We start from the raw sequence: 19,821 nt of genomic DNA, 5'->3' as shown, positions 1-19,821 counted from the left end.
TTCATTTTCTGCGTTATCTATTGAGTATGAACAATCTTTCCCCATCCAACGGCGCGGCCCTCGCAGCTCAACCCCAGCCGGCCAACGTGTTTTCGCTGGAAGGCAAGCTGGCGCTGATAACCGGCGGCGGCACGGGCATTGGGCTGGCCATTGCGCAGTGCATGGCTGCAGCCGGTGCCACGGTGGTCATCACGGGCCGGCGCGAAGAAGTGCTGCGCGACGCCGTGGAAAGCCTGGGTCAGGCGGCCAAATACATCGTCAATGACATCAACGACCTCTCGTCCATCGAAGGGCTGGTGGCCGAGATTGAAGCCGCCTACGGGCCGCTGGATATCCTGGTGAACAATGCCGGCATCAACCTCAAAAAGCCTGCCCTGGAAGTTACCGACGAGGAATTTGGCCGCATTCTACACACCAACCTGCACGCGGTGTTCGCCCTCACGCGGGCTTGCGCGGCGCGAATGGTGCCCCGGCGGAAAGGCGTCATCCTCATGATTTCCTCCATGGCCGCTTACTACGGCATCGACCGTGTGGTGGCTTATGCGGCTTCCAAGTCGGCGGTGGAGGGCATGGTGAAGGTGCTGGCTTCGGAGTTTTCGGCCCAGGGCGTGCGCGTGAATGCCATTGCGCCCGGCTTTATCGAAACCGAGATGAGCCGCAAGGCCATGAACTCCGACCCCGACCGCCGCGACCGCGCCATGCGGCGCACGCCCATGGGCGCCTTCGGCAAGGCTGAGGACATCGGCCACGCGGCCGTGTTCCTGGCCTCGCCGGCCGCGCGCTACATCACCGGCGTGTCGCTGCCCGTGGACGGCGGCAACTCCATTGGTTTTTAATTTCTCTTTTTTATCAGAGTCATTCACTCAAAAACCTTCAAATCAATCAGAAACAAAAGTCCCACCATCATGAAATCACCTTTTCAAAAAACGGCCTTGCACTTGAGTGGCCATTTCTGCTCGCTACGGGGCTCCCGGTGGCTGGCAGCTTGCTAACACCTCTGGCAGCCCAGGCCCAGGCCTCCCAAACCGTTTCGGGCCGCGTGCTGGGAACCGATGGGGCGGGCCTTCCCGGCGTGAACGTGGTGGTGAAAGGCACCAATGTCGGCACCGTGACCGATGTGGCCGGCAACTACTCACTGCCCGCCGCGCCGGGCACTACGCTGGTTTTCTCATTCGTGGGCTTTCTAGCACAGGAGGTGCCGGTGGGGCGTGATGCCACCATTGGCACAGTGACGCTGACCACTGACACCAAAGCACTGGAGGAAGTAGTGGTGGTGGGCTACGGCACGCAAAGAGCCGAAGCGGTAACGGGTTCGGTGGCTTCCATCAGCGGCGAGACCTTGCGCGAAATACCAGCGGCCAACGTCACGCAGGCCCTGCAAGGCCGCCTGCCGGGCGTGCAAATTGCCCAAACCTCCTCCCAGCCTGGGGCCGCCACGCAAATCCGCATCCGCGGCACCCGCTCGCTCACGGCCAGCAACGACCCCTTGATTGTGCTGGACGGCATCCCGTTTCCGGGTTCCATCGGTGACATCAACCCCAACGATATTCAGAGCGTTGACATTCTGAAAGATGCCTCGGCCACGGCCATCTACGGGTCGCGCGGGGCCAACGGCGTGGTTCTGGTAACCACCAAAGGCGGTAAGAAAGGGCAAAAGGCCCAGGTGACGTACGACGGATTTGTGGGCGTGAAAACCTTGTTTTCCCGGTTCCCCATGATGAACGGACAGGAATTTGCGCAGCTGCGCAAGGACGCGGGCATCTACAAAAACAGCCTGGACGAAGCCGATGACGTCGATACCGACTGGCAGAAGCTGTTGTACCGCAATGGCATGCAAACCAACCAAAACGTGGGCCTGAACGGTGGCACGGAAAATGGGCGCTACAATTTCAACGCGGGCTACTACCAGGAAGAAGGCGTTATTCCGACCCAGCAATACACCCGTTATTCCGTGCGGGGCACGCTTGACCAGGGCGTGGGCAAATATGTCCGGTTGGGTTTCACCACCAACAACAGCTACAGTTTAACGGAGGGCTCCAACGTGGGGGTGTACAGCTCCCTGACTTCGTCGCCCATCGCCAACCCCTACAACGCGGACGGGACGTTGAAAAGGGTCATCAAAATGCCGTTGGACGACCAGTGGGTCACCACCAAGGACGTAATCGAAGCCAACAAAGACAGATGGCTGAGCCAGACGAGAAGTTTTGCCACCTACAACGCCCTCTTCGGCGAATTCAGGATGCCGGGCGTGGACGGGTTGAAGTACCGCGTCAACCTGGGCGTCAACTACCGGCAGAGCCAGGGCGGGAGCTATACGGGCGCGGGCATTAACAGCCCCGTTGCAACTACGCTTTCCTCGGCGGCCGTCAGCAACGGCGTGACCACCGATTACACCGTAGAAAACATCTTGTCCTACGACCGCACCTTCGCAGAGAAGCACAACATCAACGCGTTGGCTTTGTATTCGGCCTCGAACACTACTTTCAACCAGACGCGGATTTCGGGTCGGGACATTCCTTCCGACGCTTTCCAGTTCTACAACATAGGGCTGGCGGCCACCGACATTGTGGTGAATCCCGGCGAACAAGTGTACCAGAAATCCGGGCTGCTGTCCTACATGGGCCGCGTGATGTATTCCTACGACGACCGGTACCTGCTGTCGGCTACGGTTCGTTCGGACGGCTCTTCGCGCCTGGCTCCCGGCCACAAATGGAATACCTACCCGGCCGTGTCGGTGGGCTGGAACATCGCCAAAGAAGGGTTCATGCAGGACATTACGGCCGTAAACATGCTGAAATTGCGGGCTGGTTACGGGGTAACCTCGAACCAGTCCATTGCCCCCTACGCCACCCTGGGACGCCTGACCACCCGGCCCTACAACTTTGGCCCCACCAGCTACCAGACGGGCCTGTTTGTGAGCGAGCTGCCCAACCCGAACCTGGGCTGGGAATACTCTGAAACGTGGAACTACGGCTTGGATTTTGGGGTCCTGAAAAACCGTCTTTCCGGTACGGTAGAATACTACATCACCAATACCAGAGACATTCTGCTCGGGTTGCCATTGCCTCCCACGTCGGGCGTGAACAGCTACACGGCCAACATTGGCTCCACCCAGAACAAGGGCATCGAGCTGTCGCTGAACGGGGTGATTCTGGAGAACCTCAACGGCTGGACCTGGGAAGCGGGCCTCAACCTGTATGCCAACCGCAACAAGATTACCTCGCTGGCCGGTGAGCAGCAGCGCGACGAAGGCAACTGGTGGTTTGTGGGCAAGCCCATCAACGTCGTCTACGACTACGAGAAAGTGGGCCTGTGGCAGCAGGGAGACCCCTACCTGAACGTGCTGGAGCCCGGCGGAAACGTGGGCATGATAAAAGTAAAATACACTGGCGGGTACAACCCGGACGGTACCCCCTCGCGCCCCATTGGCGTGCTGGACCGCCAGATTCTGGACGTGAACCCCAACTTCCTGGGCGGCTTCAACACCCGTGTGGGCTACAAAGGGTTTGACTTGTCGATGGTGGGCGCCTTCCAAAACGGTGGCCTCCTCAACAGCACCATCTACGGTGCGTCGGGCTACCTGAACCTGCTGAACGGCCGGCGCGGCAACGTGAAAGTGGACTACTGGACGCCCACCAACACCGACGCCAAGTACCCCAAGCCGGGCGGCATCACGAGCGGCGACAACCCCAAATACGGCTCGACGCTCGGCTACTTCGATGCTTCCTACCTGAAGGTGCGCACCATTTCGCTGGGCTATAACTTCGATAGCAACGAGTGGCTGAAGAATGCCGGCGTTAGCCGCCTGCGTCTGTACGCAACGGCTCAGAACCCCTTTGTGCTGTTTTCGCCCTACAAAAAAGAATCGGGCATGGACCCCGAAACCAACTCCTTCGGCGACGAAAACGCGGCCGTGCCCCTGGGCCAGAACCTGCGCCGCATCCTGACGCTGGGCACCAACGCCCCGGCCACCCGCACCTACATCGTGGGCCTCAACCTCACCTTTTAAGCAACTCGACAGATGAAATCTTTGCACATAAAATTCTTGGCGGGTGCCGCCGTTCTCTCCATGACTTCGGTTGGGTGCTCGAAACTGCTGGATGAAGAGCCCCGGAGCATTTACGAGCCGGGCTTCTTCCAAACCGAACGGGGCGTGAACGGCGGCCTGACCTCCATGTATGCGCACTTGCGCTACATGTATGGCAATGCCTATTACTACAACGCCACCCTGACCGGGACCGACGAAGTCACCTACGGCCGGGACGCCGACGAGAACTTCCTGGCCATGGACTTGTCGGGCCGCGCCGCGCTGAACGCCAACAACAGCCGGGCCGACGTTTTGTGGGCGACGGCTTTCCCCAACATCAACACGGCCAGCGGCATCATCAAAAATGCCACCGCCGTGGGCACCATTTCGCCGGCACTGGTGGCCGAGGCACGGTTTTTCCGCGCCTTCGACTACTTCATGCTGGTGCAAACCTTTGGCGGGGTGCCCCTGGATTTAGGGTCGGGCGAGCTGCAGTTCAACACCAGCCCCATCAGAACTTCGGTGCGCAATACGGTGCCTGAGGTGTACACCAAAGCTGTTTTCCCGGATTTGCTGCAAGCCATTAACGACTTGCCGGCGAATCCGCGGGTGGTGGGCGGTGTCACCAAAACGCTGGCCCGCCTCTACCTGGCCAAGGCGTACCTGACCTACGCGTGGTGGCTCGAAAATCCGAACAACATCCCTACCTATCCGGCAGCGCCGCGCACCGACCCGGCCGGCCATAACGCCCAGTACTACTACCAGCAGGCGTATGACGTGGCCACGGCCGGCATCGACAGCCCGGGACCGTTCCGCTTGCAGCCCACGTACTACGACGTGAACTTGGCCACCAACGACCGCAACACGGAGATACTGATGTTCGCGGACCACACCGAAAGCAGCGAGCTGTACAACGGGGGCAGCCTGACCTTCGGCAGCGGCGGGTCCCCCGACAACTTCGCCGGCTGGATGATGACCTGGAACTACCCCAACCTCCGCAGCGCCACGAATGCAAATGGCACGGGTGCGGTATCTTCTGTTCAGCGGGAAGCAGCTCAGCCGTTGGGCCGCCCCTGGACTCGTATGGCGCCTACCATTGACGTCATCGAGAACACCTTTGCCGACAAAACGGACGATTCGCGCTATGACGGCACCTTCACCACGGTGTACCGGGGCAACTGGCCCAAGGCCGGCGTGGCGGCGTCGGTGCTGTACAATGCCAACAACCTGCCCGTGACCCCGGGTGGTGCCATCCTGACCTTCTTGGATGCCGAGCCGGCTACTGCCATTTCCTACCCTAGCGGCACTGGCCCCAATAACGTGGGCGCCGGCGTGCTGCCTGGCCGCGCCGATTACGTGATTTCGCCGCGTGGCATCAGCCGGATTGTGTACCCCGGCCTCTGGAAGCTCGGTCCTTACCGCACCGACAACGGCACGGGCCTGGGCCAGCCCAACGCGGGCAGCACCCGTCCGTTCAACATTGCCAAGTTCTCGGAGCTGTACTTCGTAGCGGCCGAGGCTGCCGTGAAGGGTGCCACGACCAAACCCGGCCAAACCGCCCGGGAGTTGATTAACGTGATTCGGGCCCGGGCCGGCAAGTGGCGTTTCGACAACAACGGCAACACGGCCAAAGTGCAGGACAACAGCGCCGCCATGGTGGCGGCCACCCCGGCCACCATCACCATCAACTACATCCTGGCCGAACGCTCGCGCGAGTACTACGCCGAAGGCTACCGCTGGTTCGACCTGGTGCGCACGCAGAAGTGGAATGAGCTGGCTTCTACCTACCGCATCGGGGGCACCAACTACGGCGACCACACGCCGGCCACCGTTACGCGCACCATCCAGCCCTTCCACTACCTGCGCCCCATTCCGCAGGTTCAGCTTGATCGGATGGACGTGGCGCCGGATGTGAAAGCGGCTTTCCAGAACCCCAACTATCAATAGCCGGGAAGGGGTAAAAAGATTGGCTTTTGCAGTACAAGTAGTCAATCTTTTTACGCTTTTTTCTGACCGGCTCAATTCAAATAAGCCCCGGTTTCGCTCTGAAACCGGGGCTTATTTATGAGAGGGTACCGGTTTTGGCCCTCTTTGCTACTACTCAGCTCCTATGTCTATGAAAGCTAATGCGTTTGCCGTTGCACTGCTGCTAATCCTGCCCTTGGGGCACGAAGCTGCCGCCCAAGTGCGCCTGCCGCGCCTGGTGAGCGACGGCATGGTGCTGCAGCGCGACGCCAACGTGGCCGTGTGGGGCTGGGCCAAGCCCGGCGAGGCCGTGGCGGTAAGCTTTCTGGGCAAAACCTACAAAGCCACCACCGGCCCCGATGGCCGCTGGCGCGTGAAGCTGCCCCACCTGAAACCGGGTGGCCCGTTTGATATGAACGTCAAGGCCAGCAACCAGCTGGCCGTGAAAGACATCATGGTGGGCGACGTGTGGCTGTGCTCGGGCCAGTCGAACATGGAAACGCCCATGAGCCGCCTACGCGACAAATACCCCGACGTGGTGGCCCAGGCTGCGAACCCGCGCATCCGCCAATACGAAGTGCCCCTGACCTACGACTTTCAGCGCCCCCAGCAAGACCTGACGGGCGGCAAGTGGATAGCGGCCGACCCGCAAACGGTGCTGAAGTTTTCGGCGGTGGCTTACTTCTTCGCCAAGGAAATCAACGCCAAGTACCAGGTGCCGGTGGGCATCATCAAAGACGCGGTGGGCGGCTCGCCGGCCGAAGCCTGGCTGAGCGCCGACGCCCTGAAGCAGTTTCCGACCTACGAGCAGCAACTGGCCAAGTACAAAGACAGCACCGTGGTGCTGGGCATCCGGCAGCGCGAAAGCGCCGCGGTGGCCAACTGGTACCAAACCCTGTACAAAACCGACCAGGGCGAGGCCCGGGGCCAGCAGAAGTGGTCGGCGCCTGACTACGACGCCAGCAACTGGCCCACCATGCAGGTGCCCGGCTTCTGGGCCGACAAGGCCCCGCTGGGCCCCGTGAACGGCGTGGTATGGTTCCGCAAGGACGTGGACGTGCCGGCCGCCATGGTGGGCCAGCCCGCCCGCCTGGAGCTCGGCACGCTGGTTGACGCCGACTCCACCTACATCAACGGGCAGCTGGTGGGCAGCACCGGCTACCAGTACCCGCCCCGCAAATACGACGTGAAGGCCGGCGTGCTCCGGCCCGGCAAAAACGTGGTGGTGGTGCGCCTCATCAGCAACGGCGGGCGCGGCGGCTTCACGCCGGACAAGAAATACGAACTGACAGCGGGCGGCCAGACCATCGACTTGCGCGGGCCCTGGCAGTACAAGCTGGGCGCCACCATGACGCCCACGCCGGGCACCACTACGTTTCAGTACGTGCCGGGCGGCTTGTTCAACGGCATGATTGCACCGGTGCTGCCCTACGCCATCAAGGGCGTGCTGTGGTACCAGGGCGAAAGCAACGCCGGCCGGACCGGCGACTACCAAGCCCTGTTCAACGGCATGATTGCCGACTGGCGCAAGCAGTTCAAGCAGCCCAACCTGCCGTTCCTCTACGCGCAGCTGCCCAACTTCATGGCGGTGAAAAAAGAGCCGTCGGAAAGCGGCTGGGCCGTGGTGCGCGACGTGCAGCGCCGCGGCTTGGCCTTGCCCCACACCGGCATGGCCGTGATTCTGGACGCCGGCGAGTGGAACGACATTCACCCGCTGGACAAGCAGACCCCCGGCCACCGCCTGGCCCTGGCCGCCCAGAAAGTGGCCTACGGCGATACCAAAGTGGTGGCGTCCGGCCCGCTGTACCAGAGCATGCAGGTGGCCGGCAACAAGGTTACGCTCAGCTTCACGAGCGTGGGAAGTGGGCTGGTGGCCAAAGGCGGCGGGCCCCTGGTGGGCTTTTCCATCGCCGGGCCCGACAAGAAGTTTGTGTGGGCCCAGGCCAAGATTGAAGGCAACAAAGTGGTGGTATGGAACGACCAAGTGCCCAACCCCGCCGTGGTGCGCTACGCCTGGGCCGACAATCCCGAAGACGTAAACCTGTACAACAAAGAAGGCCTGCCGGCATCCACATTCACCACCGAGCCGGAGGTGCCGGGAGCTACCAGCCGGCTCTAGTTCCCGTTCGAGCACCGCAGGTCGCGTTACTTATTCTATTCCCATGAAATACCTCCTCGGCTACGACATCGGTAGCTCTTCCATCAAAGCCTCCCTGCTGGACCTCCACACCGGCAAGTGCGTGGCGGCCGCCACGTCTCCCAAAAGGAGATGGAAATCACCGTGTCCCAGCCCAACTGGGCCGAGCAACGCCCCGAGCGCTGGTGGCAGGAAGTGGTGAACGCCACCGCCGAGCTCAAAGCCGAATACGGCTTCGATACGTCCCTGATTGCCGGCATCGGCATCACCTACCAGATGCACGGGCTGGTGCTGATTGACCGCGCCGGCAAGGTGCTGCGCCCGGCCATCATCTGGTGCGACAGCCGGGCCGTAGACTACGGCAACCAAGCGTTTGAGGAGCTGGGCGAAGAGTTTTGCCTGAGCAATTTCCTGAACTCGCCGGGCAACTTCACGGCCTCCAAGCTGAAATGGGTGCGGGAGAACGAACCGGAGATTTACGCCCGGATTCACAAGATTCAGCTGCCTGGCGACTACATCGCCTTCAAACTGACGGGCGAGCTGCAAACCACCGTTTCCGGCTTGTCGGAAGGCGTGTTCTGGAACTTCAAGCGCCAGGCTATTGCCCAGGAATTGCTGGATTACTATGGCATCAGCGCCGACCTGCTGCCCGAGGTGGTGGACACCTTCTCGGTGCAGGGCCACCTGAGCCCCGAAGCGGCGGCGGAGCTGGGCCTGACGGCCGGCACGCCAATCAGCTACCGCGCCGGCGACCAGCCCAACAACGCCTTCTCGCTCAACGTGCTGCACCCCGGCGAGGTGGCGGCCACGGGCGGCACCAGCGGCGTGGTGTACGGCATCAACGAAACCAACACGCCCGACCCGCGCTCCCGCGTCAACTCCTTTGTGCACGTGAACAGTACGCCAACCCAGCCCCGCAACGGCGTGCTGATGTGCCTGAACGGCACCGGCATTCTGAACAGCTGGCTGCGCAAAATCGTGGGCGAGCTGCCCTACGACCAGATGAACCAGGCTGGCTGCCCAGGCGCCGGTAGGAGCGGAGGGCCTCGTGTTTCTGCCCTTCGGCAACGGCGTGGAACGAATCCTCGAAAACCGCCCGGCCGACGCCGAATTGCGCGGGCTCAACTTCAACATTCACCACCAGCCGCACGTGCTGCGCGCCGCCCAGGAAGGCATCGTGTATGCCCTGAACTACGGTATGGACATCATGCGCGCCTCGGGGGTGCAGGTGCGCAAGGTGCGCGCCGGCAACGCCAACATGTTCCTGAGCCCGGTGTTCCGCGAGGCTTTTGTGAACAGCGGCAACGTGGAGCTGGAACTCTACAACACCGACGCAGCCCAGGGCGCGGCGCGGGGCGCGGGCGTCGGGGCCGGCGTGTACGCCAGCCCGGCCGAGGCTTTTACTGGGCTCGAACGCATCCTCACTGTCGAGCCCACTGATGTGCTTCGCGAACAATACCAGGCGGCTTACGGCCGCTGGCAAAACGCATTATCTCAACTTATTCCTAACTCAACCACTCCTTCCCATGTCAAGCAACACGCTCTCCAAGACTGAATTTTTCACGGGCATCGACACCATTCGCTTCGAAGGCCGCGAATCGGACAACCCGCTTTCCTTTAAATGGTACGACGAAAACCGCGTGGTGGCCGGCAAGACCATGAAGGAGCATTTGCGCTTCGCCGTGTCGTACTGGCACACCTTCACCGGTACCGGCGGCGACCCATTTGGCCCTGGCACCAAGCAGTTTGCCTGGGATTCGCACCACGAAATCATCGGCCGCGCCAAGGACAAGATGGACGCCGCGTTTGAGTTTTTCACCAAGCTCGGCACGCCCTACTACTGCTTCCACGACATTGACTTGGTGGATGAAGGCGACTCGCTGCAGGAGTACGAGCGCAACCTGCAAACCATCGTCGACTATGCCAAGCAGCACCAGCAGGAGACCGGCGTAAAGCTGCTCTGGGGCACGGCCAACGTGTTTTCGAACCCGCGCTACATGAACGGGGCCAGCACCAACCCCGACTTCCAGGTAGTGGCCCAAGCCGCCACGCAGGTCAAGAATGCCATCGACGCCACTATTGCCCTGAACGGCGAAAACTACGTGTTCTGGGGCGGCCGCGAAGGCTACATGACCCTTTTGAACACCGACATGAAGCGCGAGCAAGCGCACATGGGCCGCTTCCTGACCATGGCCCGCGACTACGCCCGCCAGCAGGGCTTCAAAGGCAAGTTCTTCATCGAGCCCAAGCCTGCCGAGCCCACCAAGCACCAGTACGACTTCGACGCGGCCACCGTCATCGGCTTTTTGAAAGAACACGGCCTGGAAAACGACTTCATGCTGAACCTGGAAGTGAACCACGCCACGCTGGCCGGCCACACCTTCCAGCACGAGCTGCAGGTAGCGGCCGATGCCAACATGCTCGGCTCGATGGACGCCAACCGCGGCGACTACCAGAACGGCTGGGACACCGACCAATTCCCAAATAACCTGAACGAGCTGACCGAGTCGATGCTCATCATCCTCGAGCACGGCGGCATCAAGCCCGGGGGCATCAACTTCGACGCCAAAACCCGCCGCAACTCCACCGACCTGGAGGACATCTTCATCGCCCACATCTCGGGCATGGACACCTTCGCCCGCGCCCTGGTGGTGGCCAACGACATCCTCGAAAAGTCGCCCTACCGCAAGTTCCGCAAGGAGCGTTATGCCTCGTTTGACGCCGGCCAGGGCGCCGAGTTCGAGCGCGGCGCCCTCACGCTGGAAGACCTGCGCACCATCGCCCTCAAATCGGGCGAGCCGGAGCCGAAAAGCGGCAAGCAGGAGTGGCTCGAAGCCATTATCAACCAGTACATCTAGGACTTATAAAAAGACCGTCATGCTGAGCGCAGCCGAAGCATTTCGCGTGCAGCAGTAAGCCATTCGTTGCAATGGCCTTGATTAGTTGAAGCACGCGAGATGCTTCGGCTGCGCTCAGCATGACGTTCATCTGCAAAAAACTGAACCGGCCAGCCGCCACGTGGTGGGAACAGCAACGCGACTGGCTGGGGAAGTTGGTGCCGACTGCGGCGGGCCTGCAATAGCTCGCCGGCCAGTAGGCGGCTTCGGCGTTCCGGCACGAAGCACAGGCCCGTTGGTGAGCGGGTCTGGGCTTCACGCAGTCCATTGGGTCTGCAGGCCGGGACGCCGCTTTGCCGGCTGCTGGGTTTGGGGCTTCTTATGGGCCATCCTTTCACTTATGGTTCAACTTCCCTTTTTATGACCTTCTCCAAGCGCTTGGCCGCTTTTGCCACAACCCTGAGCCTCGCTGCATCCACCGGAGCGGCGGGCCAAACCGTTCAAATGGCCGTGCAGGCCGGCGACCCCAAGCTGCAAATCAGCAAACACATTTACGGGCACTTTGCCGAGCACCTGGGCCGCTGCATCTACGGCGGTTTTTGGGTGGACGAGAAGTTGAGCGTGCCTAAGCAAGGCCGCATTCGTATGGACGTGGTGGAGGCCCTCAAGAAAATCAAGGTGCCCAACCTGCGCTGGCCCGGCGGCTGCTTCGCCGACACCTACCACTGGCACGACGGCGTGGGGCCCACCGCCCAACGCCCCAAAATGCTGAACTTGTGGTGGGGCAATACCCTCGAAGACAACAGCTTTGGCACGCACGAATTCCTGGAACTGTGCAACCTGCTCGGCACCGAACCCTACCTGGCAGCCAACGTGGGCAGCGGCACCGTGCAGGAAATGAGCAACTGGATGGAGTACCTCAATTCCAACGAGGACACGCCCATGGTGCTGGAGCGCCGCAAAAACGGCCATCCCGACCCGTATAAGGTGAGCTGGTGGGGCATTGGCAACGAGAGCTGGGGCTGCGGCGGCAACATGACGGCCGAGTACTACACCGACGTGTACAAGCGCTACGCCACCTTCGCCCACAACTACCCCGGCACCCCGCTGAAACGCATCGTGAGCGGGGCCAACGGCGACGACGCCCACTGGACCGAAACGTGCATGAAAAACATCCCCCTCAACCAGATGTGGGGCCTTACCCTGCACCAGTACACGCTGCCCACCGGCAGCTGGAGTGGCAGCAAGGGCAAGGCCACCGGCTTCGGCGAAGACCAGTACTTCAGCACCCTGCGCAACTGCCTGAAAATGGAGGCCGTGGTGAGCAAGCACGCCGCCATCATGGACAAATACGACAAAGACAAAAAGGTGGCGCTGCTGGTAGACGAGTGGGGCGTGTGGACCGACGTGGAGCCCGGCACCAACCCTGGCTTCCTGTACCAGCAAAACTCCCTGCGCGACGCGCTGGTGGCTGGCACCACGCTCAACATCTTCAACAATCACTGCGACCGGGTGCGCGGTGCCAACCTGGCCCAGGCCGTGAACGTGCTGCAAGCCGTCATCCTCACCGACAAGGACCGGATGCTGCTCACGCCCACCTACCACGTGTTCGACCTCTACCAAGTGCACCAGGATGCCCAGTATCTGCCGCTGCAGTTCAGCAGCCCGGACTATGCTTTCGGCAACGAAAAAATCCCGGCGCTGAACGCTTCGGCATCGAAAGATGCCAAAGGCGCCGTGCACATCTCGCTGGTGAACCTGGACCCCAACAAAACCCTGAAGCTGGAAACGGCCCTGGCCGGCGTCAACTGGAAAACGGTGACGGGCCGCGTGCTGACTTCGGCTAACATCAACGACTACAACACCTTCGACAAGCCCAACACGGTGAAGCTGGCCAGCTTCGCGGGCGCCAAAAAGCGCGGTGATAAGCTAGCTGTAGAACTGCCACCGAAGTCGGTGGTGATGCTGGAGTTGAAGTAAGCATTTCCTAAGGTGACCGGTGCGTCCGGCTCCCTTTCCCTTAGCCCTATTTATGAAAAACCGGAAAGCCCTTTTGTACCTCACGTTTGCTGGCCTTGGTCTTGGTTTCGGGCCGAAAGCGGACCGGCCCTTGAAAGAGGTTTTCAAGAAAGATTTTTACGTGGGGGCCGCCCTCAACTACCGCGTGATAAGCGGCCGCGACGCCAAGTCCACGGCCATTGTCAAGCAGCAGTTCAACACCATCAGCCCCGAAAACCTGCTGAAGTGGGAGGCTGTGCACCCGCAGCCCGACCAGTACAACTTCAAGCCCGCCGACGACTACGTGGCCTTCGGGCAGGCAAACAAGATGTTCACCATCGGCCACACCCTGATGTGGCACCAACAAACGCCCAAGTGGGTGTTTGAGGACGGGGCCGGCCAACCCGCCAGCCGGGAGCAACTGCTCAAGCGCCTGGAAGAGCACATCAACACGGTGGTGGGCCGCTACAAGGGCAAAATCTCGGGCTGGGACGTGGTGAACGAAGCCATCGACGACCAGCAAGGCGACCTGCGCAAAACCAAGTGGCTGGAAATTATCGGCGAAGATTTCGCCGCCAAGGCCTTTGAGTACGCCCACAAAGCCGACCCGAAAGCGGAGCTGTACTACAACGACTACAGCCTCTACCGCCCCGAAAAGCGGGAGGGGGTCATCAAGCTGGTGAAGAGCCTGCAGGCCAAAGGCATCAAGGTAGCTGCCATTGGGATGCAGGGCCACTACGGCCTCACCAAGCCCAGCCTGGAGCAGGTGGAGGCCAGCATTGTGGCCTTCTCGAAGCTGGGCGTGCACGTCAATTTCACGGAGCTCGACATCGACGTGCTGCCCAACCCGAGCCGCCGCCAAGGCGCCGACATCGCCGAGACCTTCGGGGCCGACGCCAAATACAACGTGTACACCACCGGCCTGCCCGATTCGGTGCAGCAGAAACTGACCAAGCGCTACGCCGACCTGTTTGCCCTGTTCCACAAGCACCGCGACGTCATCGACCGGATTACGCTGTGGGGCGTGACGGACGCTGACTCCTGGCTGAACGACTGGCCCATTCGGGGCCGCACGAGCTACCCCTTGCTGTTTGACCGCAATTTCCAGCCGAAACCGGCGGTGCAAGCGGTGCTGCAGGCGGCCAAGTAAGCCCAAAGGAGCAGAGGCCTTCCGGTTTCTACTGCCGTTGCGAACGTGCGCTGCCACTAGAGCAGCCGGTTGGTTATCTCCATTCCATGTATAAGGTTATTCCGATGAAGCTTTCCACTATCAATTGGTTGACTTGCTCGCCGCTCGTGCTGTTGCTGCTCGTGGCGAACCTGTGCGCCGGGCAGGCCCCGTCGGCTGCCGATGGCACTTCGTACGTGAGCGCGAAAAAGCCCAAGGACGGATTTGCGTTGGTGGCGGGCGGCAAAGCCGCCCCGCTGTACGCCAGTGCCGAGGACTGGCCGGGGGTGCTCCGAGCCGCCAAGGATTTGCAGGCCGACATCAACCGGGTGACGAAGCTGACCCCCACGCTAACCACCGACAAAGCCCCCACCGGCAAGCTGGTGGTGCTGGTGGGCACCTTGGGCAAGAGTCCCTCATCGACCAGCTGGTGCGCAGCAAAAAGCTCGACGTAGCGGGCGTGGCCGGCAAGTGGGAAGTTTTTGTGGAGCAGGCTGGTGAATAACCCCATGCCTGGAGTAGAGCGGGCCCTGGTGATTGCCGGCAGCGACAAGCGCGGCACTATATACGGCATCTACGACCTGTCGCAGCAAATCGGGGTGTCGCCCTGGTACTGGTGGGCTGACGTGCCCACCAAGCAGCAACCGGCACTGTACGTACTGGCCGGCCGCCACACGCAGGGCGAGCCGAAGGTGAAGTACCGCGGCATCTTTCTGAACGACGAAGCCCCGGCGCTCTCGGGCTGGGCCAAGGAGAAGTTTGGCGGCATCAACTCCAAGATGTACGTGCATGTGTTTGAGTTGATTTTGCGCCTGCGGGGCAACTACCTGTGGCCCGCCATGTGGGGCAATGCTTTCAACGACGACGACAAGCAGAGCCCCGTACTGGCCGACGAGTACGGCGTGGTGATGGGCACCTCGCACCACGAGCCCATGGTGCGCTCGCAGCAGGAGTGGAAGCGCTACGGCTCCGGGGCCTGGAACTACCAGACCAACCCCAAGGTGCTCCAGGATTTCTGGCGGCAGGGCATCCGGAACATGGGCACCAAGGAAAGCATCGTGACCGTTGGCATGCGCGGCGACGGCGACGAGCCCATGAGCGAGGGCAGCAACATTGCCCTGCTCGAAAAAATTGTGGCCGACCAGCGCCAGATTCTGGCCGAGGAAACCCGCAAGCCCGCCGACCAAACCCCGCAGCTCTGGGCCCTCTACAAAGAGGTGCAGGACTACTACGACAAGGGCATGCGCGTGCCCGACGACGTGACCCTGCTGCTCTGCGACGACAACTGGGGCAACATCCGCAAGCTGCCCAAAGTGGGGGAGAAGCCCCGCAAGGGCGGCTACGGCATCTACTACCACTTCGACTACGTGGGCGGCCCGCGCAACTACAAGTGGCTCAATACGAACCCGCTGCCACGTATCTGGGAGCAGATGCACCTGGCCCACGCGTATGGTGCCAACCAGATTTGGATTGTGAATGTGGGCGACCTCAAGCCCATGGAGCTGCCCATCAGCTTCTTCCTGGACTACGCCTGGAATCCTGATAAAATCAAGGCCGACCAGGTAGCAGCTTATACCCAGCGCTGGGCCGCCCAGCAGTTTGGCCCCACCTATGCTGGCGAAATAGGCGACATTCTGGCCAAATACGCCAAGTACAACGCCCGCCGCAAGCCCGAGCCTGCTGGCGCCGGAAACCTACAGCCTGGCTACTGGTGAATGGGCCACGGTGGTGGCCGACTACAACCAGGCTCCTGGCTCGGGCCGAGGCCATCAACCAGAAAATACCAGCCGCCAGCCGCGACGCCTACTACCCTGGTGTTGCACCCCGTGCAGGCCTGCGCCAACCTCAACGAGCTCTACTACACCGTGGTGCTGAATCGCGAAGCTGCCAAAAAGGTCAGCCCAACACCAACGAGCCTGGCCGAAAAGGCCAAGGCGCTGTTTGCGAAAGACGCGGAAATTTCGCGCCGCTACCACGCCGTGGCCGGCGGCAAGTGGAACCACATGATGGACCAGACCCACATTGGCTACACCAACTGGCAGCAGCCCCCAGTAGACAAAATGCCCGAGGTAATGACCTTGCCGGCCGGCACCACCGCTGCCCCGGCTGCCGCAGCCACGCCCGCCACCGCTGAAACCGCCGCGTACGTTTCGCTCGAAGCCGAGCAGTACACCCAAGCCGTGAATGCCGGCCCCATCACGTGGCAGCGCCTGCCGGACCTGGGCCGGACAGCAGGCGCCGTCACAACTTTTCCGGTCACGGCCGCACCCACTGCCGCGCCGGGCGGCAGCAGCCCGCATCTGCAATACCGCATCACGCTGGACAAGGCCGGCCCCGTGACAGTGAGCGCCTACCTGGCCCCGACCCTGGATTTCACCAACACCACGGGCCTGCGTTATGCCGTGTCCATCGACGACGAGGCCCTCACTCGTGAACCTGCACACCGGCCTGGCTCCGGAAAATGGCAACCGGCCTTGGCAGCAGGCAGTAGCCGAGAGCATTATTCTGAAAACCTCGCAGCACAGCGTGGCCACTGCCGGCGCGCACGTGCTTAAATTCTGGCGCGTCGACCCGGGCGTGGTGCTTGAAAAACTGGTGGTAAGCCAAGGTCCGCTGCCCACTACCTACCTGGGGCCGCCCGCGAATGCAACGCCCAAGCCCAAAAGCGAAAAGGGTAGCTTGGGCCAGCGCTAGGGCTCTCCGGTAAACAGTTCAGTCGAAAACCATTGATGAAAAGTAAATTCCTGCTTTTGGCTATTGGGCTGGCGCCTACGCTCGGCTTGGGGCAGGGGGAGGCTGCAAAGCTTCCCCGCGGCTGACGTGCGCCTGTTGGACAGCCCTTTCCAGCAGGCCCAGCAGACAGACCTGGCCTACCTGCTGGCGCTCAACCCCGACCGGCTGCTGGCGCCCTACCTGGCCGCCGCCGGCCTGCCGCCCATAGCCGAGCGCTACGGCAACTGGGAGAATACGGGCCTGGACGGCCACATGGGCGGGCACTACCTCTCGGCGCTGGCCTACATGTACGCCGCCACCGGCAGCGAGCAGGTGCAGCAGCGGCTCAATTACTTCGTTGACCAGCTGAAGGCTTGCCAGCAAAAAGCGGCAACGGCTACCTGGGCGGCGTGCCGGGCGGCCAGGCCATGTGGGCGCAGGTGAAGGCCGGCACCATCAACGCCAACAGCTTTCGGCTGAACCAAAAGTGGGTGCCCCTCTACAACCTGCACAAAACCTACGCCGGCCTGCGCGACGCCTACGCGGTGGCCGGCAATGAGAAAGCCCGCGGCATGCTGATTAAGCTGACCGATTGGTTTCTGGACCTGACGGCCAACCTCAGCGACGCGCAGCTGCAGGACATGATGCGCAGCGAGCACGGCGGCCTGAACGAAATTTTTGCCGACGTGGCCGACCTCACCCACGAACGCAAATACCTGACGCTGGCCCAGCGCTTTTCGCACCAGGCTGTGCTGCAGCCCCTGCTGGCTGGCCGCGATGAGCTCAACGGCCTGCACGCCAACACCCAGATTCCGAAGGTCATCGGCTTTGAGCGGGTGGCGGAGGTGGGCGGCGACCCGGCCTGGGCGGGGGCCGCGGCTTTTTCTGGAAAACGGTGGTGGAGAACCGGACGGTTTCCATTGGGGGCAACAGCGTGAGCGAGCACTTCAACCCGGCCACCAGCTTTGCCTCCATGCTGGAAAGCACGGAAGGACCGGAAACGTGCAATACCTACAACATGCTCAAGCTCAGCAAAGCGCTGTACTTGACCAGCGGCTCGACCAAGTACCTGGATTACTACGAGCGGGCGACTTACAACCACATTCTGTCGTCGCAGCACCCGGGGCAGGGGGCTTTGTGTACTTCACGCCCATGCGCCCCCGGCACTACCGGGTGTATTCGCAGCCGCAGGAAGGCTTTTGGTGCTGCGTGGGCTCGGGCCTGGAAAACCACGGCAAATACGGCGAACTGGTGTACGCGCACCGCGGGCCGCAGGAGTTGCTGGTGAACCTGTTCATCCCGTCTCGCCTCAACTGGGCTGAGCAGGGGCTGGCCCTGACGCAGGAAACAACTTTTCCCAACGAGGAACGCACGCAGTTGAAGCTAAGCCTGAAAAAGCCGCGCACCTTCGCGCTCAGCATCCGGCAGCCGCGCTGGGTGCCGGCGGGCCAATTGCAGGTGCAGGTCAACGGCCGGGCGGTGGCGGCCAGTGCTACCTCACCGGGCTACGTCACGTTGACGCGCAAGTGGCGCTCGGGCGATGTGGTGAGCGTGGCCCTGCCCATGACCACCACGGCCGAATACCTGCCGGACAAGTCCTCGTGGGTGTCGTTTGTGCACGGCCCGGTGGTGCTGGCCGCCGTCACGGATACCACCGATTTGAAAGGCCTGCGGGCCGACGGGGCACGCATGTCGCACGTGCCCAGCGGCAAGCTCTACCCCATTGAGGAGGCGCCCGTACTCGTTTCAGCCGGCCCCAACGTGGCCGAGGGCATCAAGCCCGTGGCGGGCCGTCCGCTCACCTTCACGGCCGCCGGGCTGATTGATGCCGAGAAATACCGCAACGTGCAGCCTGGTGCCATTCTACCAGATTCACGATGCCCGCTACATGGTGTACTGGCCCGTGACGACGCCCGCCGGCCTGCTGGCCCGCAAGGAGGAACTGCGGCGCAAAGACGAAGAAAAGCGGGCGCTCGAAGCCCGCACCGTGGACCAGGTAAATCCCGGCGAGCAGCAGCCCGAGTCCGACCACGGCTTCCAGGGCGAGCAAACCGAAACCGGTATCCACCGCGACCGGCACTGGCGGCACGCCAAAGGCTGGTTCAGCTACACCCTGCGCAATCCGCAGCGCAACGCCCGTACGCTCCGCGTGACGTACGCCGGCGGTGATAAGAACCGGCAGTTTAGCATTCTGGTGAACGGGCGGCCATTGGCAAAAGTGCAGCTGGAAGGCAATCAGAGCGGCGATTTTTACGACGTGGAATACGCACTGCCGGAGGCCCTCAGGCAGCCCAACTCGCCTACTACACTAACCGTGAAGTTTCAGGCGGCAGCGGAGTCTACGGCGGGCGGCGTGTACGACGTGCGTATCCTGAAATAGCACAGCACCCTGCCAGCTTGAGCTAGCCTGCACTGACCAAAAAACTTAAAAAATCACATAGAAAAGCATTTTTCTCATCAGCATGAAATTTAAACTACGTCGATTACTTCTGCCTTTTACAGCTGCACTGCTGCCTTTTTCGGGCGCATTTGCACAATCGATTGAGTTGGTCAATCCCATCCTCAGCGGCTTTTATCCCGACCCCAGTATCGTGAAGGTGGGGGCCGATTATTACCTGGTTAATTCCACGTTTTCCTATTTCCCGGGCATCCCGGTGATGCACAGCCGCGACCTGAAAAACTGGAAGCAGGTGGGCAACGTCATCAGCCGGCCTTCGCAGATGAATTTCCTGGGCGACCGCATGACGCGGGGGCTGTTTGCGCCCGCCATTGAGTACCACAACGGCACGTACTACGTCACGTGCACGCTCATCGACCACAAGGGCAACTTCGTGGTGACGGCCAAGAACCCCGCCGGGCCGTGGAGCGACCCCACTTTTCTGCCCCAGGTGCGCGGCATCGACCCGTCGCTGTATTTTGAGGGCGACAAGGCCTATGTCATCTACAACAGCGACCCGCCCGATAACAAGCCGCTCTA

Annotated in this window: 13 protein-coding genes and 3 pseudogenes; all 16 read left to right on the top strand. The window is 61.7% G+C overall.

The genetic code is table 11. The features are described from left to right. The first annotated feature begins 26 nt into the window (after nt 1-26). On the top strand, nt 27-836 hold the full coding sequence (locus ACFQT0_RS20760; RefSeq protein ID WP_380205016.1) for an SDR family NAD(P)-dependent oxidoreductase: 810 nt from the start codon (nt 27-29) through the stop codon (nt 834-836). A gap of 149 nt (nt 837-985) precedes the next feature. Further along, entirely contained in the window at nt 986-4,009 is a 3,024-nt protein-coding gene (locus tag ACFQT0_RS20755; protein WP_380205015.1) for a SusC/RagA family TonB-linked outer membrane protein, read from the top strand. A gap of 12 nt (nt 4,010-4,021) precedes the next feature. Next, nucleotides 4,022-5,974 (top strand): RagB/SusD family nutrient uptake outer membrane protein, encoded by a 1,953-nt coding sequence (locus ACFQT0_RS20750; protein ID WP_380205014.1) that lies wholly within the window; start codon nt 4,022-4,024, stop codon nt 5,972-5,974. Between the two features lie 214 nt (nt 5,975-6,188). Continuing rightward, a complete protein-coding gene (locus tag ACFQT0_RS20745) occupies nt 6,189-8,111 on the top strand; it encodes a sialate O-acetylesterase (RefSeq protein WP_380205013.1) in 1,923 nt (640 codons plus the stop codon). A gap of 43 nt (nt 8,112-8,154) precedes the next feature. Beyond that, a pseudogene (locus ACFQT0_RS20740) lies at nt 8,155-9,684 on the top strand (xylulokinase). Continuing rightward, on the top strand, nt 9,656-10,987 hold the full coding sequence (xylA, locus tag ACFQT0_RS20735; protein ID WP_380205012.1) for a xylose isomerase: 1,332 nt from the start codon (nt 9,656-9,658) through the stop codon (nt 10,985-10,987). The pseudogene ACFQT0_RS20740 and the gene xylA overlap by 29 nt, the downstream one beginning before the upstream one ends. A 399-nt stretch (nt 10,988-11,386) precedes the next feature. Then, a complete protein-coding gene (locus ACFQT0_RS20730; protein ID WP_380205011.1) occupies nt 11,387-12,946 on the top strand; it encodes an alpha-N-arabinofuranosidase in 1,560 nt (519 codons plus the stop codon). Between the two features lie 130 nt (nt 12,947-13,076). Next, the gene (locus ACFQT0_RS20725; protein ID WP_380205010.1) at nt 13,077-14,114 is read left to right on the top strand and encodes an endo-1,4-beta-xylanase; all 1,038 of its coding nucleotides are present in this window, start codon (nt 13,077-13,079) and stop codon (nt 14,112-14,114) included. 152 nt (nt 14,115-14,266) lie between these two features. Beyond that, nucleotides 14,267-14,587, top strand: a complete 321-nt coding sequence (locus ACFQT0_RS20720) for a hypothetical protein (protein WP_380205009.1) — start codon at nt 14,267-14,269, stop codon at nt 14,585-14,587. Nucleotides 14,588-14,629: 42 nt separating this feature from the next. Further along, the gene (locus ACFQT0_RS20715) at nt 14,630-15,847 is read left to right on the top strand and encodes a glycosyl hydrolase 115 family protein (RefSeq protein WP_380205008.1); all 1,218 of its coding nucleotides are present in this window, start codon (nt 14,630-14,632) and stop codon (nt 15,845-15,847) included. Continuing rightward, nucleotides 15,848-16,687 (top strand): hypothetical protein, encoded by an 840-nt coding sequence (locus tag ACFQT0_RS20710; RefSeq protein WP_380205007.1) that lies wholly within the window; start codon nt 15,848-15,850, stop codon nt 16,685-16,687. Then, nucleotides 16,659-16,826 carry a hypothetical protein gene (locus ACFQT0_RS20705; RefSeq protein WP_380205006.1) on the top strand — a complete coding sequence of 56 codons (168 nt, stop codon included), beginning with the start codon at nt 16,659-16,661 and terminating at the stop codon, nt 16,824-16,826. The genes ACFQT0_RS20710 and ACFQT0_RS20705 overlap by 29 nt, the downstream gene beginning before the upstream one ends. Nucleotides 16,827-16,952: 126 nt before the next feature. Further along, entirely contained in the window at nt 16,953-17,288 is a 336-nt protein-coding gene (locus ACFQT0_RS20700) for a beta-L-arabinofuranosidase domain-containing protein (protein WP_380205005.1), read from the top strand. Then, nucleotides 17,273-18,632: pseudogene (locus ACFQT0_RS20695) on the top strand (beta-L-arabinofuranosidase domain-containing protein); the annotation flags it as partial. The gene ACFQT0_RS20700 and the pseudogene ACFQT0_RS20695, both read left to right, overlap by 16 nt. Nucleotides 18,633-18,669: 37 nt before the next feature. Further along, nucleotides 18,670-19,224, top strand: a complete 555-nt coding sequence (locus ACFQT0_RS20690; protein WP_380205004.1) for a DUF6805 domain-containing protein — start codon at nt 18,670-18,672, stop codon at nt 19,222-19,224. An 82-nt stretch (nt 19,225-19,306) separates the two neighbouring features. Then, nucleotides 19,307-19,804 (top strand): annotated as a pseudogene (locus ACFQT0_RS20685) (family 43 glycosylhydrolase); the annotation flags it as partial. Nucleotides 19,805-19,821 lie beyond the last annotated feature (17 nt).

The organism is Hymenobacter humi (assembly GCF_042665855.1).
Classification (GTDB): domain Bacteria; phylum Bacteroidota; class Bacteroidia; order Cytophagales; family Hymenobacteraceae; genus Hymenobacter; species Hymenobacter humi.
Note: the sequence above shows the minus strand (reverse complement) of the source record. Positions and strands in the feature narration are given on the sequence as shown.